The 21,894-nt window shown below is 69.8% G+C and carries 21 protein-coding genes; 11 read left to right on the forward strand and 10 right to left on the reverse strand.

The features are described 5' to 3' along the window. Nucleotides 1-27: 27 nt before the first annotated feature. Nucleotides 28-2,478 (reverse strand): ATP-binding protein, encoded by a 2,451-nt coding sequence (locus tag ACS5PN_RS22250; protein ID WP_439466191.1) that lies wholly within the window; start codon nucleotides 2,476-2,478, stop codon nucleotides 28-30. 118 nt (nucleotides 2,479-2,596) lie between these two features. Here ACS5PN_RS22250 and ACS5PN_RS22255 point away from each other — a divergent pair, with 118 nt between their 5' ends. After that, on the forward strand, nucleotides 2,597-2,872 hold the full coding sequence (locus ACS5PN_RS22255; RefSeq protein ID WP_439466192.1) for a DUF4242 domain-containing protein: 276 nt from the start codon (nucleotides 2,597-2,599) through the stop codon (nucleotides 2,870-2,872). A 61-nt stretch (nucleotides 2,873-2,933) separates the two neighbouring features. Here ACS5PN_RS22255 and ACS5PN_RS22260 read toward each other — a convergent pair whose 3' ends face one another. Together ACS5PN_RS22260 and ftrA are read right to left on the reverse strand one after the other, a co-directional pair. Next, nucleotides 2,934-3,593 carry a peroxiredoxin gene (locus ACS5PN_RS22260; protein WP_439466193.1) on the reverse strand — a complete coding sequence of 220 codons (660 nt, stop codon included), beginning with the start codon at nucleotides 3,591-3,593 and terminating at the stop codon, nucleotides 2,934-2,936. 85 nt (nucleotides 3,594-3,678) lie between these two features. Continuing rightward, nucleotides 3,679-4,671 carry a transcriptional regulator FtrA gene (gene ftrA, locus ACS5PN_RS22265; protein WP_439466194.1) on the reverse strand — a complete coding sequence of 331 codons (993 nt, stop codon included), beginning with the start codon at nucleotides 4,669-4,671 and terminating at the stop codon, nucleotides 3,679-3,681. A 64-nt stretch (nucleotides 4,672-4,735) separates the two neighbouring features. On the opposite strand from ftrA, the gene ACS5PN_RS22270 reads away from it, so the two are divergent. From ACS5PN_RS22270 to dbpA, 8 genes are all read left to right on the forward strand, one after another. Continuing rightward, complete coding sequence (locus tag ACS5PN_RS22270; RefSeq protein ID WP_439466195.1) at nucleotides 4,736-5,143, forward strand: rhodanese-like domain-containing protein; 408 nt, start codon at nucleotides 4,736-4,738, stop codon at nucleotides 5,141-5,143. A 20-nt stretch (nucleotides 5,144-5,163) separates the two neighbouring features. After that, nucleotides 5,164-7,368: an alpha/beta fold hydrolase gene (locus tag ACS5PN_RS22275; protein WP_439466196.1), complete on the forward strand. Its 2,205-nt coding sequence runs from the start codon at nucleotides 5,164-5,166 to the stop codon at nucleotides 7,366-7,368. Further along, nucleotides 7,365-7,709, forward strand: a complete 345-nt coding sequence (locus ACS5PN_RS22280) for a translation initiation factor Sui1 (RefSeq protein WP_439466197.1) — start codon at nucleotides 7,365-7,367, stop codon at nucleotides 7,707-7,709. The genes ACS5PN_RS22275 and ACS5PN_RS22280 overlap by 4 nt, the downstream gene beginning before the upstream one ends. A 6-nt stretch (nucleotides 7,710-7,715) precedes the next feature. Beyond that, a complete protein-coding gene (locus ACS5PN_RS22285; protein ID WP_439466198.1) occupies nucleotides 7,716-8,813 on the forward strand; it encodes a helix-turn-helix domain-containing protein in 1,098 nt (365 codons plus the stop codon). 73 nt (nucleotides 8,814-8,886) lie between these two features. After that, a complete protein-coding gene (locus ACS5PN_RS22290; RefSeq protein WP_439466199.1) occupies nucleotides 8,887-10,305 on the forward strand; it encodes a S41 family peptidase in 1,419 nt (472 codons plus the stop codon). A gap of 92 nt (nucleotides 10,306-10,397) precedes the next feature. Continuing rightward, nucleotides 10,398-10,799, forward strand: coding sequence for a hypothetical protein (locus ACS5PN_RS22295; RefSeq protein ID WP_439466200.1), 402 nt, complete (start codon nucleotides 10,398-10,400; stop codon nucleotides 10,797-10,799). Between the two features lie 45 nt (nucleotides 10,800-10,844). Then, nucleotides 10,845-12,071: a cysteine desulfurase-like protein gene (locus ACS5PN_RS22300; protein ID WP_439466201.1), complete on the forward strand. Its 1,227-nt coding sequence runs from the start codon at nucleotides 10,845-10,847 to the stop codon at nucleotides 12,069-12,071. Between the two features lie 21 nt (nucleotides 12,072-12,092). Next, nucleotides 12,093-13,490: an ATP-dependent RNA helicase DbpA gene (gene dbpA, locus ACS5PN_RS22305; protein ID WP_439466202.1), complete on the forward strand. Its 1,398-nt coding sequence runs from the start codon at nucleotides 12,093-12,095 to the stop codon at nucleotides 13,488-13,490. A gap of 4 nt (nucleotides 13,491-13,494) precedes the next feature. Here dbpA and ACS5PN_RS22310 read toward each other — a convergent pair whose 3' ends face one another. Continuing rightward, nucleotides 13,495-14,001 (reverse strand): hypothetical protein, encoded by a 507-nt coding sequence (locus ACS5PN_RS22310; RefSeq protein WP_439466203.1) that lies wholly within the window; start codon nucleotides 13,999-14,001, stop codon nucleotides 13,495-13,497. A gap of 185 nt (nucleotides 14,002-14,186) precedes the next feature. Between ACS5PN_RS22310 and ACS5PN_RS22315 the strand changes: the two genes are divergently transcribed. Next, nucleotides 14,187-15,080 carry a hypothetical protein gene (locus tag ACS5PN_RS22315; RefSeq protein ID WP_439466204.1) on the forward strand — a complete coding sequence of 298 codons (894 nt, stop codon included), beginning with the start codon at nucleotides 14,187-14,189 and terminating at the stop codon, nucleotides 15,078-15,080. Between the two features lie 128 nt (nucleotides 15,081-15,208). Then, on the forward strand, nucleotides 15,209-15,418 hold the full coding sequence (locus ACS5PN_RS22320; protein WP_439466205.1) for a hypothetical protein: 210 nt from the start codon (nucleotides 15,209-15,211) through the stop codon (nucleotides 15,416-15,418). Nucleotides 15,419-15,427: 9 nt separating this feature from the next. Here the strand turns inward: ACS5PN_RS22320 and ACS5PN_RS22325 are convergent, their stop codons facing one another. From ACS5PN_RS22325 to ACS5PN_RS22350, 6 genes are all read right to left on the reverse strand, one after another. Further along, nucleotides 15,428-17,197 carry a glutamine--tRNA ligase/YqeY domain fusion protein gene (locus ACS5PN_RS22325; protein ID WP_439466206.1) on the reverse strand — a complete coding sequence of 590 codons (1,770 nt, stop codon included), beginning with the start codon at nucleotides 17,195-17,197 and terminating at the stop codon, nucleotides 15,428-15,430. 58 nt (nucleotides 17,198-17,255) lie between these two features. Further along, on the reverse strand, nucleotides 17,256-18,074 hold the full coding sequence (locus ACS5PN_RS22330; RefSeq protein WP_439466207.1) for a hypothetical protein: 819 nt from the start codon (nucleotides 18,072-18,074) through the stop codon (nucleotides 17,256-17,258). 13 nt (nucleotides 18,075-18,087) lie between these two features. Beyond that, nucleotides 18,088-18,345 carry a hypothetical protein gene (locus ACS5PN_RS22335; protein WP_439466208.1) on the reverse strand — a complete coding sequence of 86 codons (258 nt, stop codon included), beginning with the start codon at nucleotides 18,343-18,345 and terminating at the stop codon, nucleotides 18,088-18,090. Nucleotides 18,346-18,396: 51 nt separating this feature from the next. Then, a complete protein-coding gene (locus ACS5PN_RS22340; protein WP_439466209.1) occupies nucleotides 18,397-19,173 on the reverse strand; it encodes a LytR/AlgR family response regulator transcription factor in 777 nt (258 codons plus the stop codon). After that, the gene (locus tag ACS5PN_RS22345; protein ID WP_439466210.1) at nucleotides 19,170-20,234 is read right to left on the reverse strand and encodes a sensor histidine kinase; all 1,065 of its coding nucleotides are present in this window, start codon (nucleotides 20,232-20,234) and stop codon (nucleotides 19,170-19,172) included. The genes ACS5PN_RS22340 and ACS5PN_RS22345 overlap by 4 nt, the downstream gene beginning before the upstream one ends. 77 nt (nucleotides 20,235-20,311) lie before the next feature. After that, on the reverse strand, nucleotides 20,312-21,874 hold the full coding sequence (locus tag ACS5PN_RS22350; RefSeq protein ID WP_439466211.1) for a methyl-accepting chemotaxis protein: 1,563 nt from the start codon (nucleotides 21,872-21,874) through the stop codon (nucleotides 20,312-20,314). Between the last annotated feature and the right edge of the window lie 20 nt (nucleotides 21,875-21,894).

Here is a 21,894-nt window from a genome sequence, read left to right on the forward strand (position 1 = left end):
GTGTTCCGGTACGACGCAGGACTGCGCCTACGCCGTGCCCAACTCGAAGGCCGCCCGCATCGCGTCGGGCAGGCTCATGCGCCGGCCCTCCTGGGCCAGCTTCTGGATGTCTGCTGCGCTCAAGCGGGCCGCCAGGCCCTCGGCCAGCGCGGCGCGGTCTACGGCCTCGTTGGGCTGGCGCTGCATCTGGCCATGGGCCTCGAACTCGCGATCGGCCACGCCGGCGAGCCGGGCGGCCAGCGCCGTGCGGCCTGCATGCAGATGCAGCAGGGCCAGCGCATCCAGGCTGACCCAGAGCTGCTCGCCCAGTTCCAGCCGGCCCAGGCGCGGCGGGCATTGCAAGGCGACCTCGCGGGCGCGGTCGAAGCGGCCCTGGGCGACCAGGGCGCCGATCAAGTTGCCCATGATGGAGGCCAGGCAGGTCAGGTCGCCGGCGTCGCCGGGCTCCGCCAGCAGGGCCTCGCCCAGTGCCACGGCGCCGTCCAGATCGCCGGCGGCACGGGCCTGGTCGGCGAGGTTGAGCCTGGCGCGGACGACGCCGGCATCGAAGCCGCCGCGCTCGCAGAGGTCCAGCGCGGCCCGGTAGCAGCGCCGCGCCTCGTCGTGTCGGCCCGAGGTCAGGTGCAGCACGGCCTCGGTCGTCAGTCCGCGCTCCAGCACGGCCGCGGGCCAGGCGGGATTCTCCAGGGTGCGGGCGGCCGCCAGCAGGGCGCGCGCCTCGGGGCCATCGACGCGCCAGTTGAAGGCCTGTTCGACCAGGGCGAGGTACTCGCCGCGTTCGTCGCCCAGCTCGCGGTACAGCCGCGCCGCGCGCTCGGCCGCTTCGCGGGCCAGGCCGGGGTGGACGACGCTGTGGCAGCGTGCACAGGCCCACCAGAAGCGCGCCAGCACCGGTGTCGGGATGCCGCCGGCTTCCGCCACCTGCTCGGCCAAGGCCAGGGCATGCGGCCGGGCTTGGGTGGCGCGCGGCATCCACAGCGGCGCGGCGGCGCCGAACAGGGCGACGGCGCCAGCCAGGTCGTGCTCGCGGCTCCAGGCCAGGGCGGCCCACAGGCCCGGCAGCTCGGGCTCATAACGTGCCTTCCAGCCGGCATGTGGCAGACGCCAGGATTCCTCGTAGGCATCGTCCAGCAGCCAGCCCAGGCCATGGGCAAGGCGGGCCTGGGCCAGGGCGGTCTCGCCGGCGGCCAGGAGCTTGTCCATGGCGAACAGGCGCATGGTCTCCAGCAGGCGGAAGCGTCGCTGCGTCGTGCCGCGGTCGATGCTGACCAGGGAACGCTCGACCAGGCTGAGCACGGCGGCCACCGCGGCGGCCGCGGGCAGGTCGTCGTCGGCCAGCACCAGGGCTGCGCCTTCCAGCGAGAAGCTGCCGGGGAAGACGGCCAGCCGCCTCAGCACGCGGCGTTCGCGCTCGGCCAGCAGTTCGTGCGACCAGCTCAGCGCCTCGGCCAGCGCATTGCGGCGCGACGGGCTGCGGGCATCGGCCGGGGCCAGCAGCGTCAGCCTCTCGTGCAGGCGGGCGGCCAGGCCGTCCAGGCCGAGCACGTCCAGGCGCGAGGCGGCGAGTTCGATGGCCAGGGGGTTGCAGTCCAGGGCCGCGCAGATCTCCTCGGCGCGGGCGGCGCTGCCGGCCTCGGCCTCGCCGGTGCGCGCGGCCAGCAGGCGCACCGCATCGGGCAGGGGCAGGGGCGCCAGGCGATGGACGCGCTCGCCCGGGGCCTGCAGCGGCAGCTGGCTGGTCACGAGGACGCTGACGCTCTCGGTGTTCTGCACCAGGGCGGTGACGAGTTCGGCGACGTCGGCAGCGCGGTGTTCGGCGTTGTCCAGCACCAGCAGCAGTTGCAGCGTCGCCAGCCGCGCGGCCAGGGTGGCCAGCGTCAGTTGGCTGGGCGGCAGTCCCAGCGCTCGCGCCACGGCGGCGACCACCGGCTCTTCCTCGCGCAGCAGCGTCAGGTCCACCCACCAGGCGCCGTCGGCCTGCTCGCGCACCAGGCGCAGCGCGAGTTCCTGGGCCAGGCGGGTCTTGCCCACCCCCGGCCCGCCGCACAGCGTGACGGCCGGGCTGCTGCGCAGCAGGGCCTGCAGTTCGGCGAGTTCATCCTCGCGGCCGATCAGGGGCGGCAGGCGCAGCGGCAGCCGTCCTTGCGGGCTGGATTGCGCCGGCGCGGCCTCGGCCACGTCCAGTACCGGCAGGGCAAAGCGGTAGCCAAAGCCGGGGATGGTGTTGATGGCGTCGGCGCCCAGCAGCTTGCGCAGTGCGCCCACCTGCACGGCCAAGTTGTTCTCCTCGACCACGACGCCGGCCCAGACGCGCCGCAGCAGCTCGTCCTTGGCCAGCAGCTGCCCGGCACGCTCGACAAAGGCCACCAGCAGCTCGAAGGCACGCGCCGTCAGCGCGACCTCGCTGCCGCGGCGGAACAGCAGTCGCTCGGCCGGCAGCAGCTTGAAGTCGCCAAAACGGTAGTGGGAAGCGCTCATGTCTGAACGCGAATTTATCCAGATTTCAGGCCGGGTAAAGGACGCGCCCACCCCCAGGAAAAGAGGATGACGCCAGGCCACTCGATCTCCGAGCGGCTTTCAACTCAGGAGCACTGTCATGCCCAAGTTCGTCATCGAAAGAAACATCCCCGGCGCCGGCCAGCTCAGCGGCGAGCAGCTGCAGGCCATCTCGGCCACGTCCTGCGGCGTGCTGCGCGACCTCGGTCCGAGCATCCAGTGGGTGCACAGCTATGTGACCGACGACAAGATCTACTGCGTCTACAACGCCCCCGACGAGGCCAAGGTGCGCGAGCATGCGCGGCTGGGCGGCTTCCCGGCCGACTCGGTGGCCCAGGTGCGGCGCATCATCGATCCCGTGACGGCAGAAGTCTGAAAGCACAGCGGCCGGTGCAGGCTGCCTGCCCGCACCGGCCGCTTCATGGGACCGAAGTGCTTCAGCTCGGTTGCTTGGTGATGCGCAGATAGGGCTTGGGTGCCTTCCAGCCCGCGGGGAAGAGCGTCTTGGCATCTTCATCCGACACCGAGCCGGCAATGATGACGTCGTCGCCCTGCTTCCAGTTCACCGGCGTGGCCACCTTGTGCTTGGCGGTCAGCTGCATGCTGTCCAGCACGCGCAGGATCTCGTCGAAGTTGCGGCCCGTCGTCATCGGGTAGGTCAGCATCAGCTTGATGCGCTTGTCCGGGCCGACGATGAAGACCGAGCGCACGGTGGCGTTGGTGGTGGCGGTGCGGCCCTCGGATGTGCCCTCGATGTCGGCCGGCAGCATGTTGTAGAGCTTGGCGACGTTCAGGTCATGGTCGCCGATCATGGGGTATTTGGGCAGATGGCCCTGGGTCTCCTCGATGTCGGCGGCCCAGCGGTGGTGGTTGTCCACGGGGTCGACCGACAGGCCGATCAGCTTGGCATTGCGCTTGGTGAACTCGGGCTCGATCTTGGCCATATAGCCCAGCTCCGTCGTGCACACCGGCGTGAAGTCCTTGGGGTGGGAGAACAGCACGGCCCACTTGTCGCCGATCCAGTCGTGGAACTTGATCTCGCCTTGCGTGGTCTGGGCGGTGAAGTCGGGGGCGATGTCGTTGATGCGCAGGGACATGGAAGTCTCCAGGGTTGACCGGGGGTGGGGCGGATCATAGGAAGTAAGCAAGCTCTTGTTGCGCATGAGCTTGTTCGGAAACCGGCTATGCCTGCTGCGCCACGCCGAACGATGCGCGGTAGGCCCGTGGCGCCAGTCCCAGCCGGGCCTGGAAGTGATGGCGCAGGGCCTGCACGCTGCCAAAGCCGGTTTCCGCGGCAACCCGCTCAATCGACAGCGCGCTGGCCTCCAGCAGCCGCTGTGCCTCGGCGACGCGCTCGGCGATCAGCCAGTCGCCGGGCGATTGGCTGGTGGCTTCGGTGAAGCGGCGCAGAAAGGTGCGTGGGCTCATCAAGGCCGCCTCGGCCATGCGCCCCACCGTCCAGGGCGCCCGCAGGTCGGCGCGCACCTGCTCCATCACGCCGGCCAGGCGGTGGCCGCGGTCGGGCGGCACGGGCCGCTCGATGAACTGGGCCTGGCCGCCGCTGCGGTGGGCCGGCATGACGAGGCGGCGCGCGACGCTGTTGGCCGCCTCCACGCCGAAGTCGCTGCGCACGATATGCAGCATCAGGTCGATGCCGGCGGCGCTGCCGGCCGAGGTCAGCACGCGGTCTTCCTCGACGTAGAGCACGCCGGCGTCGACATCGATCGCCGGATGGCGCTTGCCGAGCTTGTCGGCATAGCGCCAGTGCGTGGCGGCGCGGCGGCCGTCCAGCAGGCCAGTGGCCGCCAGTGCGAAGGCGCCCGAGCAGATGGACGCCAGCCGCGCGCCGCGCTGCCAGGCCTGGCGCAATCGCGCGGCAAAGGCCTCGGGCACCGGCACATCGGCACCCTTCCAGCCGGCCATGACGATGAGGTCGGCGCGGTCCAGCAGCTCCAAGCCACCATCGGTCGTCACGCTCAGGCCGCCGTGCGCGCGCAGCGGCCCGGGCTCGATGGCGGCACTGGCGAAGCGGTACCAGCCCGGCCCCATCTCCGGCCGCGCCAGGCCGAAGATCTCGGCAGCGATGGCGAACTCGAAGGTGCACAGGCCGTCGTAGACCGGCGCCACCACCAGCGGCCCCGTCGTCTTTGGCGTGATCTTGTCGATAGTCGTCATTGCGGCCAATTGTGGCGCAAGCCTCCTGTCGCGACCATGGCTTCACCTTTCAACGGAGCCCCTCATGCCCTCTCATGTGACCGCTGTTCCCGCCGCACCTTCCGCCCAGGCGCAAGCCCATTTCGCTGCCGAATTCACTTTCGAGGCCGACTGCTGGGATGTCCACGATGCCTTCAGCCGCGGCGAGGTCGACTTCGTGTTGCTGGACGTGCGCTCGGCCGAGCACTACGCCCGCGGCCATGTGCCCGGCGCCATCCACTTCCCGCACGGCAAGCTGGTCGAGAGCAAGCTGGCTGCCTGGCCGGCCGACACCCTCTTCGTCACCTACTGCGCCGGCCCGCACTGCAACGGCGCCGCTCGTGGCGCGCTGCGCCTGGCGCGGCTGGGCCGGCCGGTGAAGATCATGGCCGGCGGCATCACCGGCTGGGTGGACGAAGGCTTCGAGCTGGCCACGGCCCCGGTCGTGGCGTGAACAGGCTCTAGCATGGCGGGATGAAAACCCTGCTGACCCTGCTGGCTGCCTGCGCCACAAGCGCGGTGCTGGCCCAGACCCCCGCCCTCAGTCTCGAACGCCTCACCGCCGACCCACCGCTGGCCGGCCGTCTGCCGCGCCAGGCGGAGATCTCGCCGGGGGGGCAATGGGTCAGCTTCCTGCGCCCGTCGGCGGCCGACAGCGAGGTGCTGGAGCTCTGGGCCCAACCCAGCAGTGGCGGCGAGCCACGCAAGCTCGTCAGCGCCGCCGACCTGCTTGGCGGCGCCGCCCAGAAGCTCAGCGAGGCCGAGAAGATGGCGCTGGAGCGCCAGCGCATCAGCCAGCGCGGCATCACCGGCTACCAATGGTGCGGCGCTGACGACAGCGCGCTGCTCTTCCCGCTGTCGGGCGACCTCTACCTGGTGCGCCTGACGGCCGGTGGTCCGCAGGCCCAGCGCCTGACCAGCACGCCCGACGCGCCCAAGCAGGACCCGCGCTGCGCCCCCGACGGCAAGACCCTGGCCTATGTGCAGGGCGGCGAGCTGATGGTGCTGCCCCTGCAGGCTGGCGCCCAGCCACGCCCGCTGTTCGGCGCGCGCATGGATCGCCAGGTCAGCTGGGGCCTGGCCGAGTTCATTGCCGGCGAGGAGCTGGGCCGGCACCGCGGCTACTGGTGGAGCCCCGATGGCCGCCAGCTGCTGGCCCTGCGCGTCGACGAATCCAAGGTCGGCCTGAAGACGCGGGCGCAGATCTTTGCGGACCGCACCGAGATGACGGAGCAGCGCTACCCGGCCGCCGGTGAAGCGAATGCCTCGGTCAGCGCTTTTGTCATCGGTGTTGCCACCGCCGAGGCGCTGCCGCTGCCGCTGCCGGCTGGTGCCGAGTACATCGCCCGTGCCGGTTGGTTCAAGGACGGCACGCCCTGGCTGCAGTGGTTCAACCGCGACCAGACGCGGCTGACGCTGACCGAGTTCAAGTCGGCATCCCATGACATCACCGTCGAGACCGACGCCGCCTGGGTCGAGGTGCACGACGACCTGATGGAGACGCCGCGCGGCCTGCTGTGGTCCAGCGAGGCCTCGGGCCGCCGCCAGCTGCTGCTGATCGACCGCGCGACCGGCCAGCGCACGCCGCTGACCCAGCAGGCCGAGGCCGTGGCCCACGCGATCTGCGTGGGCGAGCGGGGCGTCGTATTTGCCGCCGCCGGCGACCGCGGCAAGAGTCGCGAGCTCTATCTGCAGCCCTTGCCCGGCGGCAAGGCCCTGACCCTGCCGGGCACGGCCGAGCATCAATGGCGCGATGCCAAGGCCGACGGCTCCTGCAGCCGCCTGCTCATCACGCGCTCCGCCTGGGGCCAGCCGCCGCGGCTGGAACTGCGCAGCCTGGGCCGCGACGGCGTCATCGCCCTGGCCGGCGACGCGCCCGACCCGGCGCTGGCTGCCTTCAGCAACACGCCGCAGCCTCTGGACCTGGTGGCTGCCGACGGCAAGACGCCGCTGAACGCCTTCTTCTTCCCGGCCAAGCGCCCCGGCGGCAAGCACCCCGCCATCGTGCTGGCCTATGGCGGCCCGGGTTCCGCCACCGTCAACTGGGGCTGGGGCCGTGACATGCCGCTGATCGCCTACTGGCAGCAGCGCGGCTACGGCGTGCTGATGGTGGACGGGCGCGGCATGGAGAACCGCGACCGCGACTTCACGCGGGCCCACTACCGCAGCTTCGGCAAGCACGAGATTGCCGACCTCTTCGCCGCCGTGCGCCAGCTGCCGAGCGTCGTCAACAGCGTGGACGCGACGCGCATCGGTTTCTTCGGCTGGAGCTATGGCGGCTTCCTGGGTGCGCGCTCCATGCTGGATGCCGACACACCGTTTGCCGCCGCCGTGGCCGTCGCGCCGGTGACCGACTGGACGCTCTACGACACGGCCTATACCGAGCGCTATCTCGGCATGCCGGACGGCGGCAAGGCCGCCACCTACGCGAGTGCCAACCTGCCGGCGCGCGCGTCGTTGCTGTCCAGGCCGCTGCTGCTGGTCCACGGCACGGCCGACGACAACGTGTTGTTCGAACACACGCTGCGCCTGGTGGAAGCGCTGCAGACCGCGGGCAAGACCTTCGACCTGCAGATCTACCCCGGCAAGGCCCATGGCATCGCCGGCCGCGCGGCGCGCCTGCATCTCTACCGCACCATGGATGCCTTCTTCGAGCGGCATCTGAAGCCAGCGCCATGACCCTCGTCTATTCCACCGACGTCGGCCGCGTCTGCCCCGGCTGCGGCCAGCCCATCGCGCAGTGCATCTGCAAAGCCAAGGCGCGCCCAGCCGGCGACGGCATCGTGCGCGTCAGCCGCGAGACGGCCGGCCGCAAGGGCAAGGGCGTCACCCTCATCAAGGGCCTGCCACTGGACGACGAGGCGTTGGTGGCGCTGGCCAAGCAGCTCAAGGCGGCCTGCGGCAGCGGCGGCACGGTCAAGGACGGCGTCGTCGAGATCCAGGGCGACCACCTGGACAAGGTCATGGTCTGGCTGAAGGCGCGCCCCGAGGGCTGGACGATCAAGCGCGCCGGCGGCTGAATCGGGATGATCCGCTTCGGCCCCTGGAGCACCACACTGGGCCTGGGCGCGCTGTTCGCGCTGGCCGTGGCCGCAGCCCTGGTGGCCGTGCCAGCCCAGCGCCACGCCAACCGCTGGGTGGCAGCGCTGCTGGCCGTCATGGCACTGAAGCTGACGCCCTATGTCATCGGCTATGCCGGTTTCTACGACGCCTGGCCCTGGCTGAGCTTTGCGCCTCTGGACCATGGGCTGGCCTTCGGGCCGCTGCTGTGGCTGCATGTGCAGCAGCGCACGCGGGCGACGCTGCCGCGAGGCTGGGCCTGGCATCTGCTGCCGGCCGCGCTGGTGGCGCTGTACTACTGCGCATGCTTCGTGCAGCCGCTGGCCTGGAAGGAGGACTGGAACGACAGCGTCCACGCCCGTTTCGTCGCCCCGGCCCTGACCTGGGCCGGCCTGCTGTCCCTGGCCCTCTATCTGGCCCTGGCCTGGCGCCGGCATCGCGACTTCCAGGCCTGGCTGGGCCAGCATGTCAGCAATGCCGACGAGCACCGCTACAGCGGCCTTTCCGGCACGCTGATCGCGCTGGCCCTGCTGCTGACCATCAGCCTGCCCTATGAGGCGGCAACGGCCCTCTGGCGGCTCAACTACTTCGACCGCTTCGGCCTCTATCTCGCGCTGACCGGCCTCGTCTTCGCCCTGGGCCTGGAGGCCTGGCGACATGCCGGACAGCACCATCCGCTGCAACCCGAGATGGCGCCCACCGAGCCGCCAGCGCCTCGCCCGCCGCCCGACTGGGCTGCGCTGGGTGCGGCCTGGCGCGAGCGCACGCAAGCCGAAGCCTGGTTCCGCGACCCCGAGCTGAGCCTGGACAGCCTGGCTCGCAAGCTCGGCACCAACACCAGCTATCTGTCGCGCGCCTTCAACGAAGGCCTGGGCCAGGGCTTCGCCGACGTCATCGGCGGCCTGCGCGTGGCCTGGCTGCAGCAGCGCCTGGCCGCCGGTGCGAGCGAGGACTTGCTCGACCTGGCCCTGCAGGCCGGCTTCAGCTCCAAGACCAGCTTCAACCGCGTCTTCAAGGCCCAGACCGGCATGACGCCGTCGGCCTGGCGACGTGCCAGATCCTGAAAAACTGAAGCCGCGCGCGGGTTTGCGGCGATTCGGGTCGCGCAGCGCGGCGCCCGCGGCGACGCTGGCGGGCATGAAGAACCTCCTCCTCGCCCTCTGCCTGGCCCTCGGTTTCAGCCTCGCCCAGGCGGCGCCCGAACTGAGCGCCGAACAGGCCCAGCGCGATCTGCGCATCCTGAAGCGTGCGTTCGTCGACCTGCACCCCGGCCTCTACCGCTACGTCACGCCGACGCAGATCGAGGCCGGTTTTGCGGCGGCCCAGGCCGAGGTGGCGAACGGCGCCAGCCGCACCCAGCTCTATCTGCTGGCCACCCGCCTGGCCGCCGCGGTGCGCTGTGGCCACACCTGGACCAACCCGTCCAACCAGCCGCCGGCCATGCAGGCCCTGCTGGGTCGCCAGACCCTGCCGCTGGTGCTGCGCTTTGTCGAAGGCCGCATCCGCGTGTTGGCCAGCGCCACGCCAACGGTGCCGGCCGGCAGTGAGCTGGTGGCCATCGAAGGCCTGACGCCCGCCGAGATCGCCAGCGCCCTGCTGCCCTATCTGCGCGCCGACGGCAGCAGCGACGGCAAGCGCCTGATCCAGTTGGACGACGATGCGAATGGCGGTGCGATGCAGCGCATCTTTCCGCTGCTCTTCCCGCCTGCCGCCGACGGCTGGCGGCTGCGCTTGGCGGATGGGCGGGAGGTGAGGGCGCCGGCGCTGACAGCCGCCGAGCGCGAACAGGCGCTGCGGGTGGCAGGCTGGCGCGAGCCCGACCCGGGCTGGCGGCTGCGCATCGAGAGCGGCGTCGCCGTGTTGACTTTGCCCACCTTCTCCTTCTGGGACCGCAAATTCGATGGCGCCGCCTTCCTCGACCGGACCTTTGCCGAACTGGCCGAACGCCGCATCGCCCGTCTCGTCATCGACCTGCGCGACAACGAAGGCGGCGACGACGCCCTCGGCCGAGCCCTGCTCAGCCACTTGATCACTCAGCCTTTCACCCAGCCCGGCAGCCGCCGCGAGTCGGCCTACGAACGTGTGCCCTATGTGCTGGCGCGCTATCTCGACACCTGGGACTTCGGCTTCTTCGACCGCACCGGCCAGGTGACGAAGACGTCGGGCCGCAACTGGGCGATGGCGGACAGCCCGCCGAACATCGTCGAACCGGCGGCCCGGCCCTTCAAAGGCCGCGTCATCGCCCTGGTCGGCCCCAACAACAGCTCGGCCGGCTATCTGCTGGCGCGCGACCTCAAGGCCAGCGGCGCGGCCACGCTGCTGGGCCAGCCCACCGGCGGCAATCTGCGCGGCTTGAATGGCGGGCAACTGGCCTGGATCACGCTGCCGGCGTCGGGCGTGGCCGTGGACATCCCGTTGGTGGCGAACTTTGCGCCCGGCGAGCCTCCGGATGCAGGTGTGCGGCCGGATGTTGTCGTGCGGCCGCGCTGGGCCGACGTGGCCGCTGGTGTGGACGCCGAACTGGCCGCTGCGATGCGGTTGCTGGGCGGCTACTGAAGGCTCTGGCGCACCCGTTCGGCGGCGGCTAAATCCGCAGAGTGCAGGTTGTGGACGGTGAGAATGGGCACTCTGGGTGTTAGGCGCTTGCAATGACCGACCAGCAGTGGAAAACGTTTTTTGAGGCTTGCGCCACTGTCCTTGGTTCTGACGGACACCGCGATCCTGCTAAGAGCACTACTTGGTGCGCGTGGACTCTGTTCGATAGGTTGAGCAGCGACCTGCACTATTGGACCTGTGGCCTTCCCGCACTGCAGGACGTGGCCGGCTCGCACGTCAAGGACGGCGGGGTGTGGGGGCAGCCCTTCCTTTACACGACCCTTGCCCACATCGTTATTCCGCGAACATTCGACTGGGAGGCCGGCGACTTTGCGGACGATACGCATACGCATGGAACGAAGGTGCAGAACCTGGACGAGTTGTCGCGGGTCCTGGCGTCAAGTGGGGTCCCTCACCGACTGACCGACCTTGTCCTCGAGATTAAGCTTTACTGACCGTCTATCAGGCCGGCACTAGGCCTCCCGACTCCGACCTCCCCCATGCCCGCCCTCGACCTCCCCTTCATCCGCGCCCAGTTCCCCGCCCTCGCCGGTGACTTTGTCTACCTCGACAACGCCGGCGGCTCGCAGTGCCTGGGCCGTGTGGCGGACCGCATCCGCGACTACCTGGTAACGACGCCGGTGCAGCTTGGCGCGAGCTATGCGGTGTCGCAGGCGGCGGGCGAGAAGGTGCTGGCGGCGCGGCGGGCGGTGGCCGGGCTGATCAACGCCTCGCATGACGAAGAAGTGGTGATGGGTGGCGCCACCACGCTGCTGATGTTCCAGGTGACGCAGGCTATCCGCGCTGGCATCCGGCCGGGCGACGAGATCATCGTGACCGATACCGACCACGAGGCCAATATCGGCGCCTGGGGCCGGCTGGCCGAGGCCGGCGCGGTGATCCGCTTCTGGCGCATGCGGCCCGAGACGATGCGGCTGGAGCTGGATGACCTGCAAGCCCTGCTGAACGACCGCACGCGCTGGGTGGCGATGACGCAGGCCTCCAATGTGCTGGGCGCGGTGAACCCGGTGGCCGAGGTGGCCGCCTTGGTGCACGCCGCCGGCGCGCGGCTGTGCGTGGACGCGGTGGCCTATGCCCCGCACCGGCTGGTGGACGTGCAGGCCAGCGGCGCCGATCTCTACGTGTTCAGCTTCTACAAGGTGTTCGGCCCCCACTACGCGGTGCTGTGGGGGCGGCGCGAGCTGCTGCTGTCGCTGGCCAGCCTCAATCACGACTTCATCCCGCCGACCACGCTGCCCTACAAGCTGCAGCCCGGCAATGTGAACTACGAGCTGAGCTGGGGCTGCGCCGGCATTGCCGACTATCTCGTCGAGGTGGGCGAGCGCCTGGGCACGCCAGGCAGCGGGCGGGCGCGCATGCAGGCCGCCTTCGATGCCTTCGAGCAGCATGAGGACGCGCTGGCCGAGCGGCTGCTGGGTTTTCTGGCCAGCAAGCCCGGCGTGAAGCTGATCGGGCCCACCAGCACAGGGGACGGGCAGCGCGTGCCGACCATCAGCTTCGTGGCCGCCGGCCAGCACAGCGAGACCATCGTGCGGCAGGTCGACCCCCACCGCATCGGCATCCGCTTCGGCGACTTCTACGCCCGCCGCCTCATCGACAACCTGGGCCTGCGCGAGCAGGGCGGCGTGGTGCGCGTGTCCATCGCCCACTACAACACGGCCGAGGAGATCGACCGCCTGATCGCGGTCCTCGATCCCATCCTCTGAACGGGCGGGGACAATCGCGGTATGACCGATACCGCTTTTGACCGCCTGCCCCTCAGCCCCGCCATGCTGGCCAACCTCGGCCAACTGGGCTATGTGCAGATGACGCCCATCCAGGCCGCCAGCCTGCCGCTGGCCCTGGCCGGCAAGGACGTCATCGGCGAGGCGCAGACCGGCTCGGGCAAGACGGCGGCCTTCGCCATTGCGCTGCTGCACCGCCTCAAGGCCGACCTGCCGCGCGTGCAGTCCCTGGTGCTCTGCCCCACGCGCGAGCTGGCCGACCAGGTCACGCAGGAGATCCGCCGCCTGGCGCGCGCCGCCGACAACATCAAGGTGCTGAGCCTGTGCGGCGGCAACCCCATGAAGCCGCAGATGGAGAGCCTGTCCTTCGGCGCCCACATCGTCGTCGGCACGCCGGGCCGCCTCATCGACCACCTGGACCGCGGCTCGCTCGATCTGTCGGCGCTGAACACCCTGGTGCTGGACGAGGCCGACCGCATGCTGGACATGGGCTTCCTCGACGACATCAAGGCGATCGCCAAGCGCGCGCCCGGCAACCGCCAGACCCTGCTGTTCTCGGCCACCTTCCCCGAGGGCGTCAACGACATCGCGGCCAAGTTCATGCGCGAGCCGCAGACGGTCAAGGTGGCTGGCTCGACCAGCGCTGCCGCGTCCACCATCCGCCAGATCGCCTACGAGGTCAGCGAGGCCGAGCGCCTGGATGCCGTGCCGCGCCTGCTGCGCGCCTTCCGGCCCGAGTCGACCATCGCCTTCTGCAACACCAAGCAGCAATGCCGCGACCTGGAAGCGGTGCTGGCCGCCCAGGGCTTTGTTGCCCTGGCCCTGCATGGCGACCTGGAGCAGCGCGACCGCGACCAGGTGCTGATCCAGTTCGCCAACCGCAGCGCCTCGGTGCTGGTGGCCACCGACGTGGCTGCGCGCGGCCTGGACATCGCCAACCTGGCCTGCGTCATCAATGTCGACATCAGTGCCGACGTCGAACAGCATGTGCACCGCATCGGCCGCACCGGCCGCGCCGGCGCGGAAGGCCTGGCCCTCAGCCTAGCGAGTCTTGACGAGATGGGCCGCATCGGCCGCATCGAGCAGCTGCAGGGCGAAGCCTTCAAGTGGGAGCCACTGGACAGCCTCAAGGACGCTCCTGGCGGCCCGCTGTTGCCGGCCATGGACACCTTGCAGATCCTGGGTGGCCGCAAGGAGAAGATCCGCCCCGGCGACATCCTGGGCGCGCTCACGGGCGAGGCCGGCTTCGCGGGCACGCAGATCGGCAAGATCAACGTGACCGATTTCCACAGCTATGTCGCCGTGGAGCGCAGCATTGCGAAAGAAGCGGTGCGCCGGCTGTCGCTGGGCAAGCTGAAGGGCCGCAAGGTCAAGGTCCGCCGCATGGCCGACCTGGAGTGAGTCTCTACTGCAGACCCTGCTTGGCCCGTTCGCGGGCCATGTAGTTGGCCTGGTCGCGATCGCGATCGCGCTGCACGCGAGCCTCGCGGGTTTCCCAGTCGCCGCAGCTGAAGTAGGAGCCGCCGAACAGCCAGCCCAGCAGGCTGGAATCGTCGACGGCGCGGCCTTCGCCGGCAGTGCAGACCATGGCCGCCTTGGATCCGCTCTCCTGAGCCAGGGCTTCCTGGACGATCATGGAACGCGACATCAGCACCGAGGCCGGCATGGCGATGGCCAGCAGCACGCCGCCGATGACAAAGCCTTTGGCCCAGCGCGGCAGGCCTTCCTTGGCGGGGGCTGCAGCCGTGGCCCCGCGCGCAGTCGTCGCCTCGGGCCGCTTGTAGGGCAGGGTGGCGGTGAAGGTGGTTGCGTCGGTGGCTGTCCGGGTGCCGGCGCCGGACCGGCCGCCCGCACCACTGAGCAGCCGGGGCTGGGCGGGGCGTTGGACGGGGTTGGTGATGGCGGTCGGCATGGCGTTTCCTCTGGCGAACGAGATGCTAGGGAGGGCCTCTGGCGCTGAATGTGAGCAATTGCAAGCGCAGCGCGCAGCCTGCCCCAAAGTGTGGAAGAAGTCACGACCGCTGGTCGGCCTCATAACGCCGCCATTCAGGGGTGTTGGCGATTCCCGACTGGCCCGGGCGGGGCTACATTCGGCCGGTGTCCAGCCTGCACAGACGCCAACTGCTGAGGGGCCTGCCCGCCGTGATGGCGCTGGCTGCCGGGGTGGCCCATGCGCAGGAGCTCACGCTGACGCTGCGCGCGCCGGACAGCGAGACGGACCTGCGCAATGCCTATATCCGCGACGCCGTGCAGCTGGCCCTGGACAAGACGCGCGCCAGCGACGGCGCCTACCGCCTGCAGCTGTCGGCGCCCATGAACAAGCGACGCGCGCTGCTGGAAGCGGCCCAGCAAAGCGCGCCCAACTTCCTCGTCGTCACCGGGCCGGATGCCGGCCGGGCGGCGGGCCTGGCGCCGGTGCCGTTTCCCATCCACCTGGGTGTGAATCGCTACCGTGTCTGTTTCGTGCATGAACCACACCGCGCCCTGGTGCGCGAGGCCGACACGCTGAGTGCCGTGGCCCGGCTGCGCCATGTGCAGGGTCGCGGATGGGCCGACGCTGACATCCTGCGTGCCAATGGCTTCACGGTGGCTGAGATCGGCACCTACGAGGCCCTGTTCCAGATGGTGGCCCTGGGCCGGGCCGACCTTTTCTGCCGCAGCGTGCTGGAGGTGGGCGAGGAGGCCAAGGCCCACGCCGGCCTCAAGGGCCTGGCCCTGGACGACAGCCTGCTGCTGGCCTATGACCTGCCGCAATACCTCTACACCCATCCCGGCAACCAGGCGGCCATCGAGCGCGTCGCCCGCGGTCTGCGCCAGGCCTATGCCGACGGCTCGTTGCAGGCCCTGCTGCGCCAGCATCTGCAGCCTTCGCTGGCGCTGCTCAAGCTGCCGCAGCGCCGGCTGATGACGCTGAACGTGCCCAGCCCGGCCGTCGTCGAGATGAACGACCGGCCTTTCCAGATCGACGTGCTCAAGGCCGCACCGCGTTAGCAGCCGCTACAGCCGTGACATCTTGGCGCCCGGACAGGCGTCTGCGGGGGGCGCCGGGGCGGTCTGCGACGTTTTCACGCGCAATGGGAGGAGGCGGCGCCTAGTCTGCAAGCAAGACGAGGTGCCCCATGAACTCACGCCCCATGCCCTTGATGTCCGACGACTACGAACTCCGCTTCGAGTCCCTGTTCCATGCCGGTCGCGCGCTGGCCTTTCCGTGCGATGCACGCGGTGGCGTGCGGCTGGACTCGCTGAGCGAGAAGGCGCTGCAGAACTATCTGTTCGCCCGCGCCGTCGTCGGGCGGGACTACGCCAGCCCCACCGTCCGCCGCCTCTGACGCCGCCGGCTACTTGGCGAAACTGTCCTTCAGCCCCGTGATCTTGTTGAACACCGGCTTGTCCGCGCGATGGTCGACGCGGTCGGTCACGAAATAGCCGTGACGCTCGAACTGCCAGCGCTGGTCGGCCGCGGCGCCGGCCAGCGAGGGCTCGACGAAGCCCTGCACCACGCGCAGTGAATTCGGGTTGACGAACTCGAGGAAGTCGCGGCCACCGGAGTCGGGCTGGGCTTCTGCGAACAGGCGCTCATACAAGCGCACCTCGGCCTGCACGGCCTCATGCGCACCCACCCAGCCGATGGTGCCCTTGACCTTGACGGCATCCGCGCCCGGCGTGCCGCTCTTGGTGTCGGGAATGACGGTGGCCAGGGCGGCGGTGATGTTGCCGTCGGCATCCTTCTCGGCGCCGGTGCACTCGATGATGTAGCCGGCCTTCAGGCGCACCTTGTTGCCCGGGAACAGGCGGAAGTAGCCCTTGGGCGGCGTCTCGACGAAGTCTTCCGCCTCGATCCACAGCTCGGGGCCGAGCGAGAACTTGCGTTGGCCCAGTTCGGGCTTGTGCGGATGGGCGGCGGTTTCGCAGGGCTCGCGATGGTCGGCGGAGCCGAACACTTCGGCGTAGTTGGTCAGCTTGAGTTTGAGGGGCTGCAGCACGGCGAAGGCGCGCGGTGCCTGCGGCTCGAGGTCGGCGCGCAGGGCCTGGTCGAGGACGGTGTCGTCGATCCAGGCGTTCTGCTTGCTGGCGCCGGTGGACTCGACCATGGCGCGCAGGCTGGCCGGCGTGAAGCCGCGGCGGCGCAGGCCCACCAGGGTCGGCATGCGCGGGTCGTCCCAGCCGTTGACGTGCTTTTCCTCGACCAGCTGGCGCAGCTTGCGCTTGCTGGTGACGACGTAGTTCAGGTTGAGGCGGCCGAATTCGATCTGCTGCGGCAGCGGGCGCGCCAGCAGCCCCAAGTCCGCCAGGTGCTCCAGCAGCCAGTCGTAGAAGGGCCGCTGGTCTTCGAACTCCAGCGTGCAGATGCTGTGGGTGATGCGCTCCAGCGCGTCCTCGATGGGGTGGGCGAAGGTGTACATCGGGTAGATGCACCACTTGTTGCCGGTCGCGTGGTGTTCCGCATGCTTGATGCGGTACAGCGTCGGGTCGCGCAGATTGATGTTGGGCGAGGCCATGTCGATCTTGGCCCGCAGCACCATGGCGCCGTCGGCATGCTTGCCGTCGCGCATCTCGCGCAGGCGGGCCAGGTTCTCCGCCGGCGTGCGATCGCGGAAGGGGCTGTTGACGCCCGGACGGCCGAAGTCGCCGCGGTTGGCCTTCATGTCCTCGGCGCTCTGCTCGTCCACATAGGCATGGCCCGCGTTGACCAGGGCTTCGGCGGCCGCGTACATGAAGTCGAAATAGCTGCTGGCCTCGAACAGGTTGTCGCCCCAGCTCCAGCCCAGCCACTGCACCATCTCCTTGATGGCGTTGACGTACTCCAGTTCCTCCTTCTCGGGGTTGGTGTCGTCGAAGCGCAGATGGCAGGCGCCGCCGAAGTCGCGCGCCAGGCCGAAGTTCAGGCAGATGCTCTTGGCATGGCCGATGTGCAGATAGCCGTTCGGCTCGGGCGGGAAGCGGGTGCGGATGCGCGCTTCATCCAGCGGGCCGGCGCCATGGTGGGCGGCGTCGCCGGGCGTGCCGGCGAAGTGGCGGCCGGCAAACACGCCGGTCTCGAGGTCGTTCTCGATGCGCTGGCGCAGGAAATTCGTCGCCGGGGCGGCGGGGGCGGCAGGGTTGCTCATCGTCGGCTATGCAAATGGAAGCGGGCCGCTGTTATTTCGGCCCGCGATAGCGACGATTCTAAGGACGGGGCCGTTGCTCCAGCTTCAACGGCAGTCTGACGTGGGCCAGGGCGATGCTGATCCAGACCGCGACGCTGAAATACAGTGTCATCCAGACCACCTCGCTGTGCCAGTGCGCCCAGTCGTGGGAGACGGTCCAGCGGCTGGACGCATCCGCGATGCCGGCTGCCACGGTGGCATAGCTGCGGCCGGCGGCTTCGTCGGCCAGCCAGCGTGCCCAGTACATGGGCACATCGACGGCAAACATATAGGCCGCATAGAGGCCGCCGGCCACCATGGCCAGGGCCAGCCAGCGCTTGCCGCGGGCATTCGCCTTCGGCCACATGGCCAGCATGGCGAGCACGCTGAGCACCGCGGCCGTGCCCCACAGCGACTCCTCGACGACATGGCCGATATTGCGCGTCGTCAGCACGGCATACCAGGAGTTGACCTCGGCGATGGCGATCAGCGGCACGATGGCATGGGCCACCCAGAGGCTGAAGCGGTGCCCGGTCGTGAGGGCGCCGCCGCGCAGCAGCAGGGCCCATTGGGCGGCAAAGCTCAGCTCGGCGATGGTGGCCACCGTGCGCCCGACGAGGACGCTGGAGGCCCAGGAATCCACCATGACGACGCGCGGCACGTCGAAGACCGGCAGGAAGGACCGGTAGCCGCAGCCCAGCACATACAGGGCCGACAGCAGCAATTGCAGGCGCTGGTGGGGCCAGGTCGTGCCGTCGGGTCGGTTGCGGTGCAGCCAGGCGGTCGAGGCCGTCCAGGCGATCAGGTTCACGCCGGCAATGGCGCAGAGCAGATGCCACCAGTAGGTTGCGTCGGTCATGTCGTACTACTCCTCAGTCCGGCTTGCGCGGTCGCCCCGTCTTGACCGGCGTCAGCCGGTCCAGGGCCGCAGCCAGGTCCTGCGCGTCCAGCAAGGCGAGTGCCTGCAGTCCGGCGCGCAGCAGTTCGCTCTTCTTGGCCTCGCGTTTGACGTCGTGGAGCCGGTTCTTCAGCTCCTTGAACAGGGCGTAGTCGGCCTCGGGCATGGTGAAGCCGTCGCGCACGAGCTTGGCGCGCTCAGAAGGGGGCGGGGGTTTGCGGTGCTGGCTCATAACGATGAAAACCGTTTATACGGTTTTCATCGTTTTCCCGCTACCGCGTGGCTACAGGGCTTTGAAACGGTTTGCGTGCACGCGGCTGACGGTCAGCTTCTCCGGCCGCTGGCGCAGCTCCAGCAGCACGGTGCCGTTCTCCTGGCGCAAGGCGCGGGCGACGGCGTCGATGTGCACGACGGTGGAGCGGTGCACCTGCCAGAAGCGTTCGGGATCGAGCTGCGGGACCAGCTCGCGCAGCGACACCCGCACCCAGTAGTCGCGCTGGGCCGTCACGGCGCGCACGTATTTGTCGGCGGCTTCGAGGTAGACGATGTCATCCAGCGGCACCAGCTCGATGGCATCGCCGACGGCGGCCTGCAGATGGCGCAGCCGCGGCGCCGGTGCCGTGACCTGGGTCAGCAGTTGGCGCAGCGAGGCCAGCGTCGCGTCGCCCGCGGCAGGCTGGGTGATGCGGGCCTGCAGCCGCGCGACGCTCTGGGCCAGGCGCTCGGACGTCACCGGCTTGAGCAGATAGTCGGCCGCCGCGGTTTCAAAGGCCTGCAGCGCGTATTGGTCATAGGCGGTCACGAAGACGAACAGGGGCAGGGGGCCGGCCTCCTCGGGCCAGTCCTCGCTGATGGCCTGGGCCGCTTCCAGCCCCGTCATGCCGGGCATGCGGATGTCCAGGAAGCAGAGCTGGGGCCGGTGTTGCAGGGCCAGCTCGACGGCGGCCGTGCCGCTGCCGGCCTGGGCCACGATGTCCAGCGCCGGCCAGGCCGCAGCCAGCTCGGCGCGCAGGTTCTCGGCCAGCAGGGGTTCGTCTTCGGCGATCAGGGCAGTGGTCATGACGGGATCTCGATGCGGGCGACACTGCCGCCGCCCGGTTGTGGCTTGAGTTCAAAGCTTGCTGCGTTGCCGTAGCGCTGGGCGAGGCGTTCGCGGACCTGAGAGAGCCCAAACCCCGTGCCGGGCAGGCCGGTTGCATGCGTCAGCCCGGCACCGCTGTCGGCCACTTCGAGGATGAGCCGGGCCTGCTGCCTCGCCGCCGTCACGCGCAGCTCGCCGCCATCCACATGCGGCTCCAGCCCATGCTTGATGGCGTTCTCCACCAGGGGCTGCAGCAGCAGCGGCGGGATGGCGATGCTGCCCAGTTCGGCCGGCAGCTCCAGCTTCACGCGCAGGCGCTCGCCCATGCGCAGCTGCATCAGCGCGAGGTAGTCCGACAGGCGCTCGAACTCGTCGGCCAGCGCGTGCTCTGTCGCGCGGCTGGCCTGCAGCGTGGCGCGCAGATAGTCGATGAGCCGGTCCAGCATGCGCTGGGCCTCGTCGGGCCTCAGCTTGATCAGCACGCGCAGGTGGGCCAGGGTGTTGAACAGCATGTGCGGCTCGAGCTGGCTTTGCAGCAGCGTCAGCCTGGCCTCGGCGGCCTGCTGCAGGGCCTGGGCCTCGCCGAGCTTCAGCGCCTGCAGGCTGAAATAGGACACGAAGAACAGCGTGCCCAGCGCCGCGATGAGCAGCGTGAAGGCCAGCGTCGTCGCCGACCCGCCGAGATCGCCGTCCCAGGGCTGGCTGGAGTGCTGGCCGGTGATCAGGTCGCCGAGCCAGAGCCCGCCGCAGTAGCCGGCGAATGCGCCCAGCAGCGTGCAGGGGATCATCCAGCGCCAGCCCACCCAGCCCTGCTGCAGCTTCTCGTCGCCCGCGCCGCGGCGGCGCAGCACCTCGGCCGCGCCGTACTGCAGCAGTGAGATGTAGAGCGAGATCTGGCTGCCAATGGTGAAGGAGTACAGCATGTGCGTGCCGAGGTTGCGGCCACGCATCAGGAAGAGCAGGAAGCCGACGACAACGCAGATCGCGGCAGTGCCGACCACGTGGGCCAGCAGGCGGTTGGGTGGGTGCGAGGAAGCCATGCCGCTCAGCATCGCAGAGCGCCGGCCCGCCGGCGTGAGCCGTGTGACGAACAGGCGGTGAGCGGCGTCGGCCGCATTCAGCGGGCGTGGCCGGAGATCTTGAACACGCCCACCACTTCATTCATGCGCTGGGCCTGGCCGCGCAGGCTGTCGGCGGCCGCTGCTGCCTGCTCGACGAGGGCGGCATTCTGCTGCGTGACGCGGTCCAATTGCGACACGGCCTCGCTGACCTGGCCGATGCCGGTCGTCTGCTCCTGGGTGGCAGAGCCGATCTCGGCGATCAGGTCGGCCACGCGCTTCACCTGGGTGACGATTTCCGTCATGGTGCTGCCGGCCTCGCCCACCAGGCGCGAGCCGGTGTCGACGTTGTCGACGCTCTGACCGATCAGCGCCTTGATCTCGCGCGCGGCCTGGGCGCTGCGCTGGGCCAGGGCGCGCACCTCACCGGCCACGACGGCGAAGCCGCGGCCCTGCTCGCCGGCCCGCGCGGCTTCCACCGCGGCATTCAGCGCCAGGATGTTGGTCTGGAAGGCGATGCCGTCGATGGTGCCGATGATGTCGGCGATCTTGCGCGAGCTGGCCGAGATATCGCCCATGGTCGCGGTGACCTGCTGCACCATCTCGCCGCCGCGTGCGGCCACACCGCTGGCCGATGCGGCGAGCTGGGTCGCCGTCTGCGCCGTGTCGGCGTTCTGGCGCACGGTGGCGTTCATCTGCTCCATCGACGCCGCGGTCTCCTCGAGATTGGCGGCCTGCTCTTCGGTGCGCTGCGACAGGTCGGCGTTGCCGCTGGCGATCTCGCCGGCACCGGTCAGGATGGAGTCGGCACCGCTGCGCACCTGGCGCACGATCTGCACCAGGCCGTCGCGCATGCTGGACAGGGCCGCGAGCAGCTCGGCGATCTCGTCGCGCCCCTGGGCGCGGATGTCGGCGGTCAGGTCGCCGCCGGCAACGGCCTGGGCGAAACCGACGGCGTCGCGCACCGGCGCCGTGATGGAGCGCGTGATCATCCACGCCATCGCCAGGCCCAGCACGAGCGCCACGGCGGTGAGGATGACGGTCAGGGCGACGGCCGAGCTGCGTGTGTCCTGCCCGCGCTGGAACTCGGCCGCGGCCTCGTCGACCTGCAGCTTGACGAGCTGGTCGGCCAGCTCGCGCGCCTTGGTCGCCAGGGGCAGCGTCTTTTCCTCGTAGATTTGCTGTGCCGTCGTCATGCCGCCGGAGGACAGCGCCGTGGCGACGGGCAGCAGCCCCTCGTCCCGGTAGGCCTTGCGCGCCTCGACGAAGCGCTGCGCGAGAGTCCGCTCGTCGCTGGTGAGCTGGGTGGCCAGGTAGTTGTCCAGCAGCTCCTGGCCGCGCTTGATGTTGGCGCCGAGTTCTTCGCTGCGCTTCTTGATCTCGTCAAAGCCCGGTGCCCGCAACATCTCCACGATGATGAGCCGGTTGCGTGTCGTGATGTTGTTGATCTCGCCGAGCTGGGCCAGGGGCACGGTGCGGTCCTTGTAGACCGTCTCGAGACCCGCCGCCACGCGGTAGATGCCGCGCACACCGACAACCGATACGACCAGCATCAGCGCCAGCACCACCGCGAACGCGACGGCCAGCCGCTTGCCGATGCGCAACTGCTTCAGAGTCTCCATGGCCTCTCCCTTGGGTGTCA

Source organism: Roseateles sp. NT4, from assembly GCF_051857475.1.
Classification (GTDB): domain Bacteria; phylum Pseudomonadota; class Gammaproteobacteria; order Burkholderiales; family Burkholderiaceae_C; genus Pelomonas.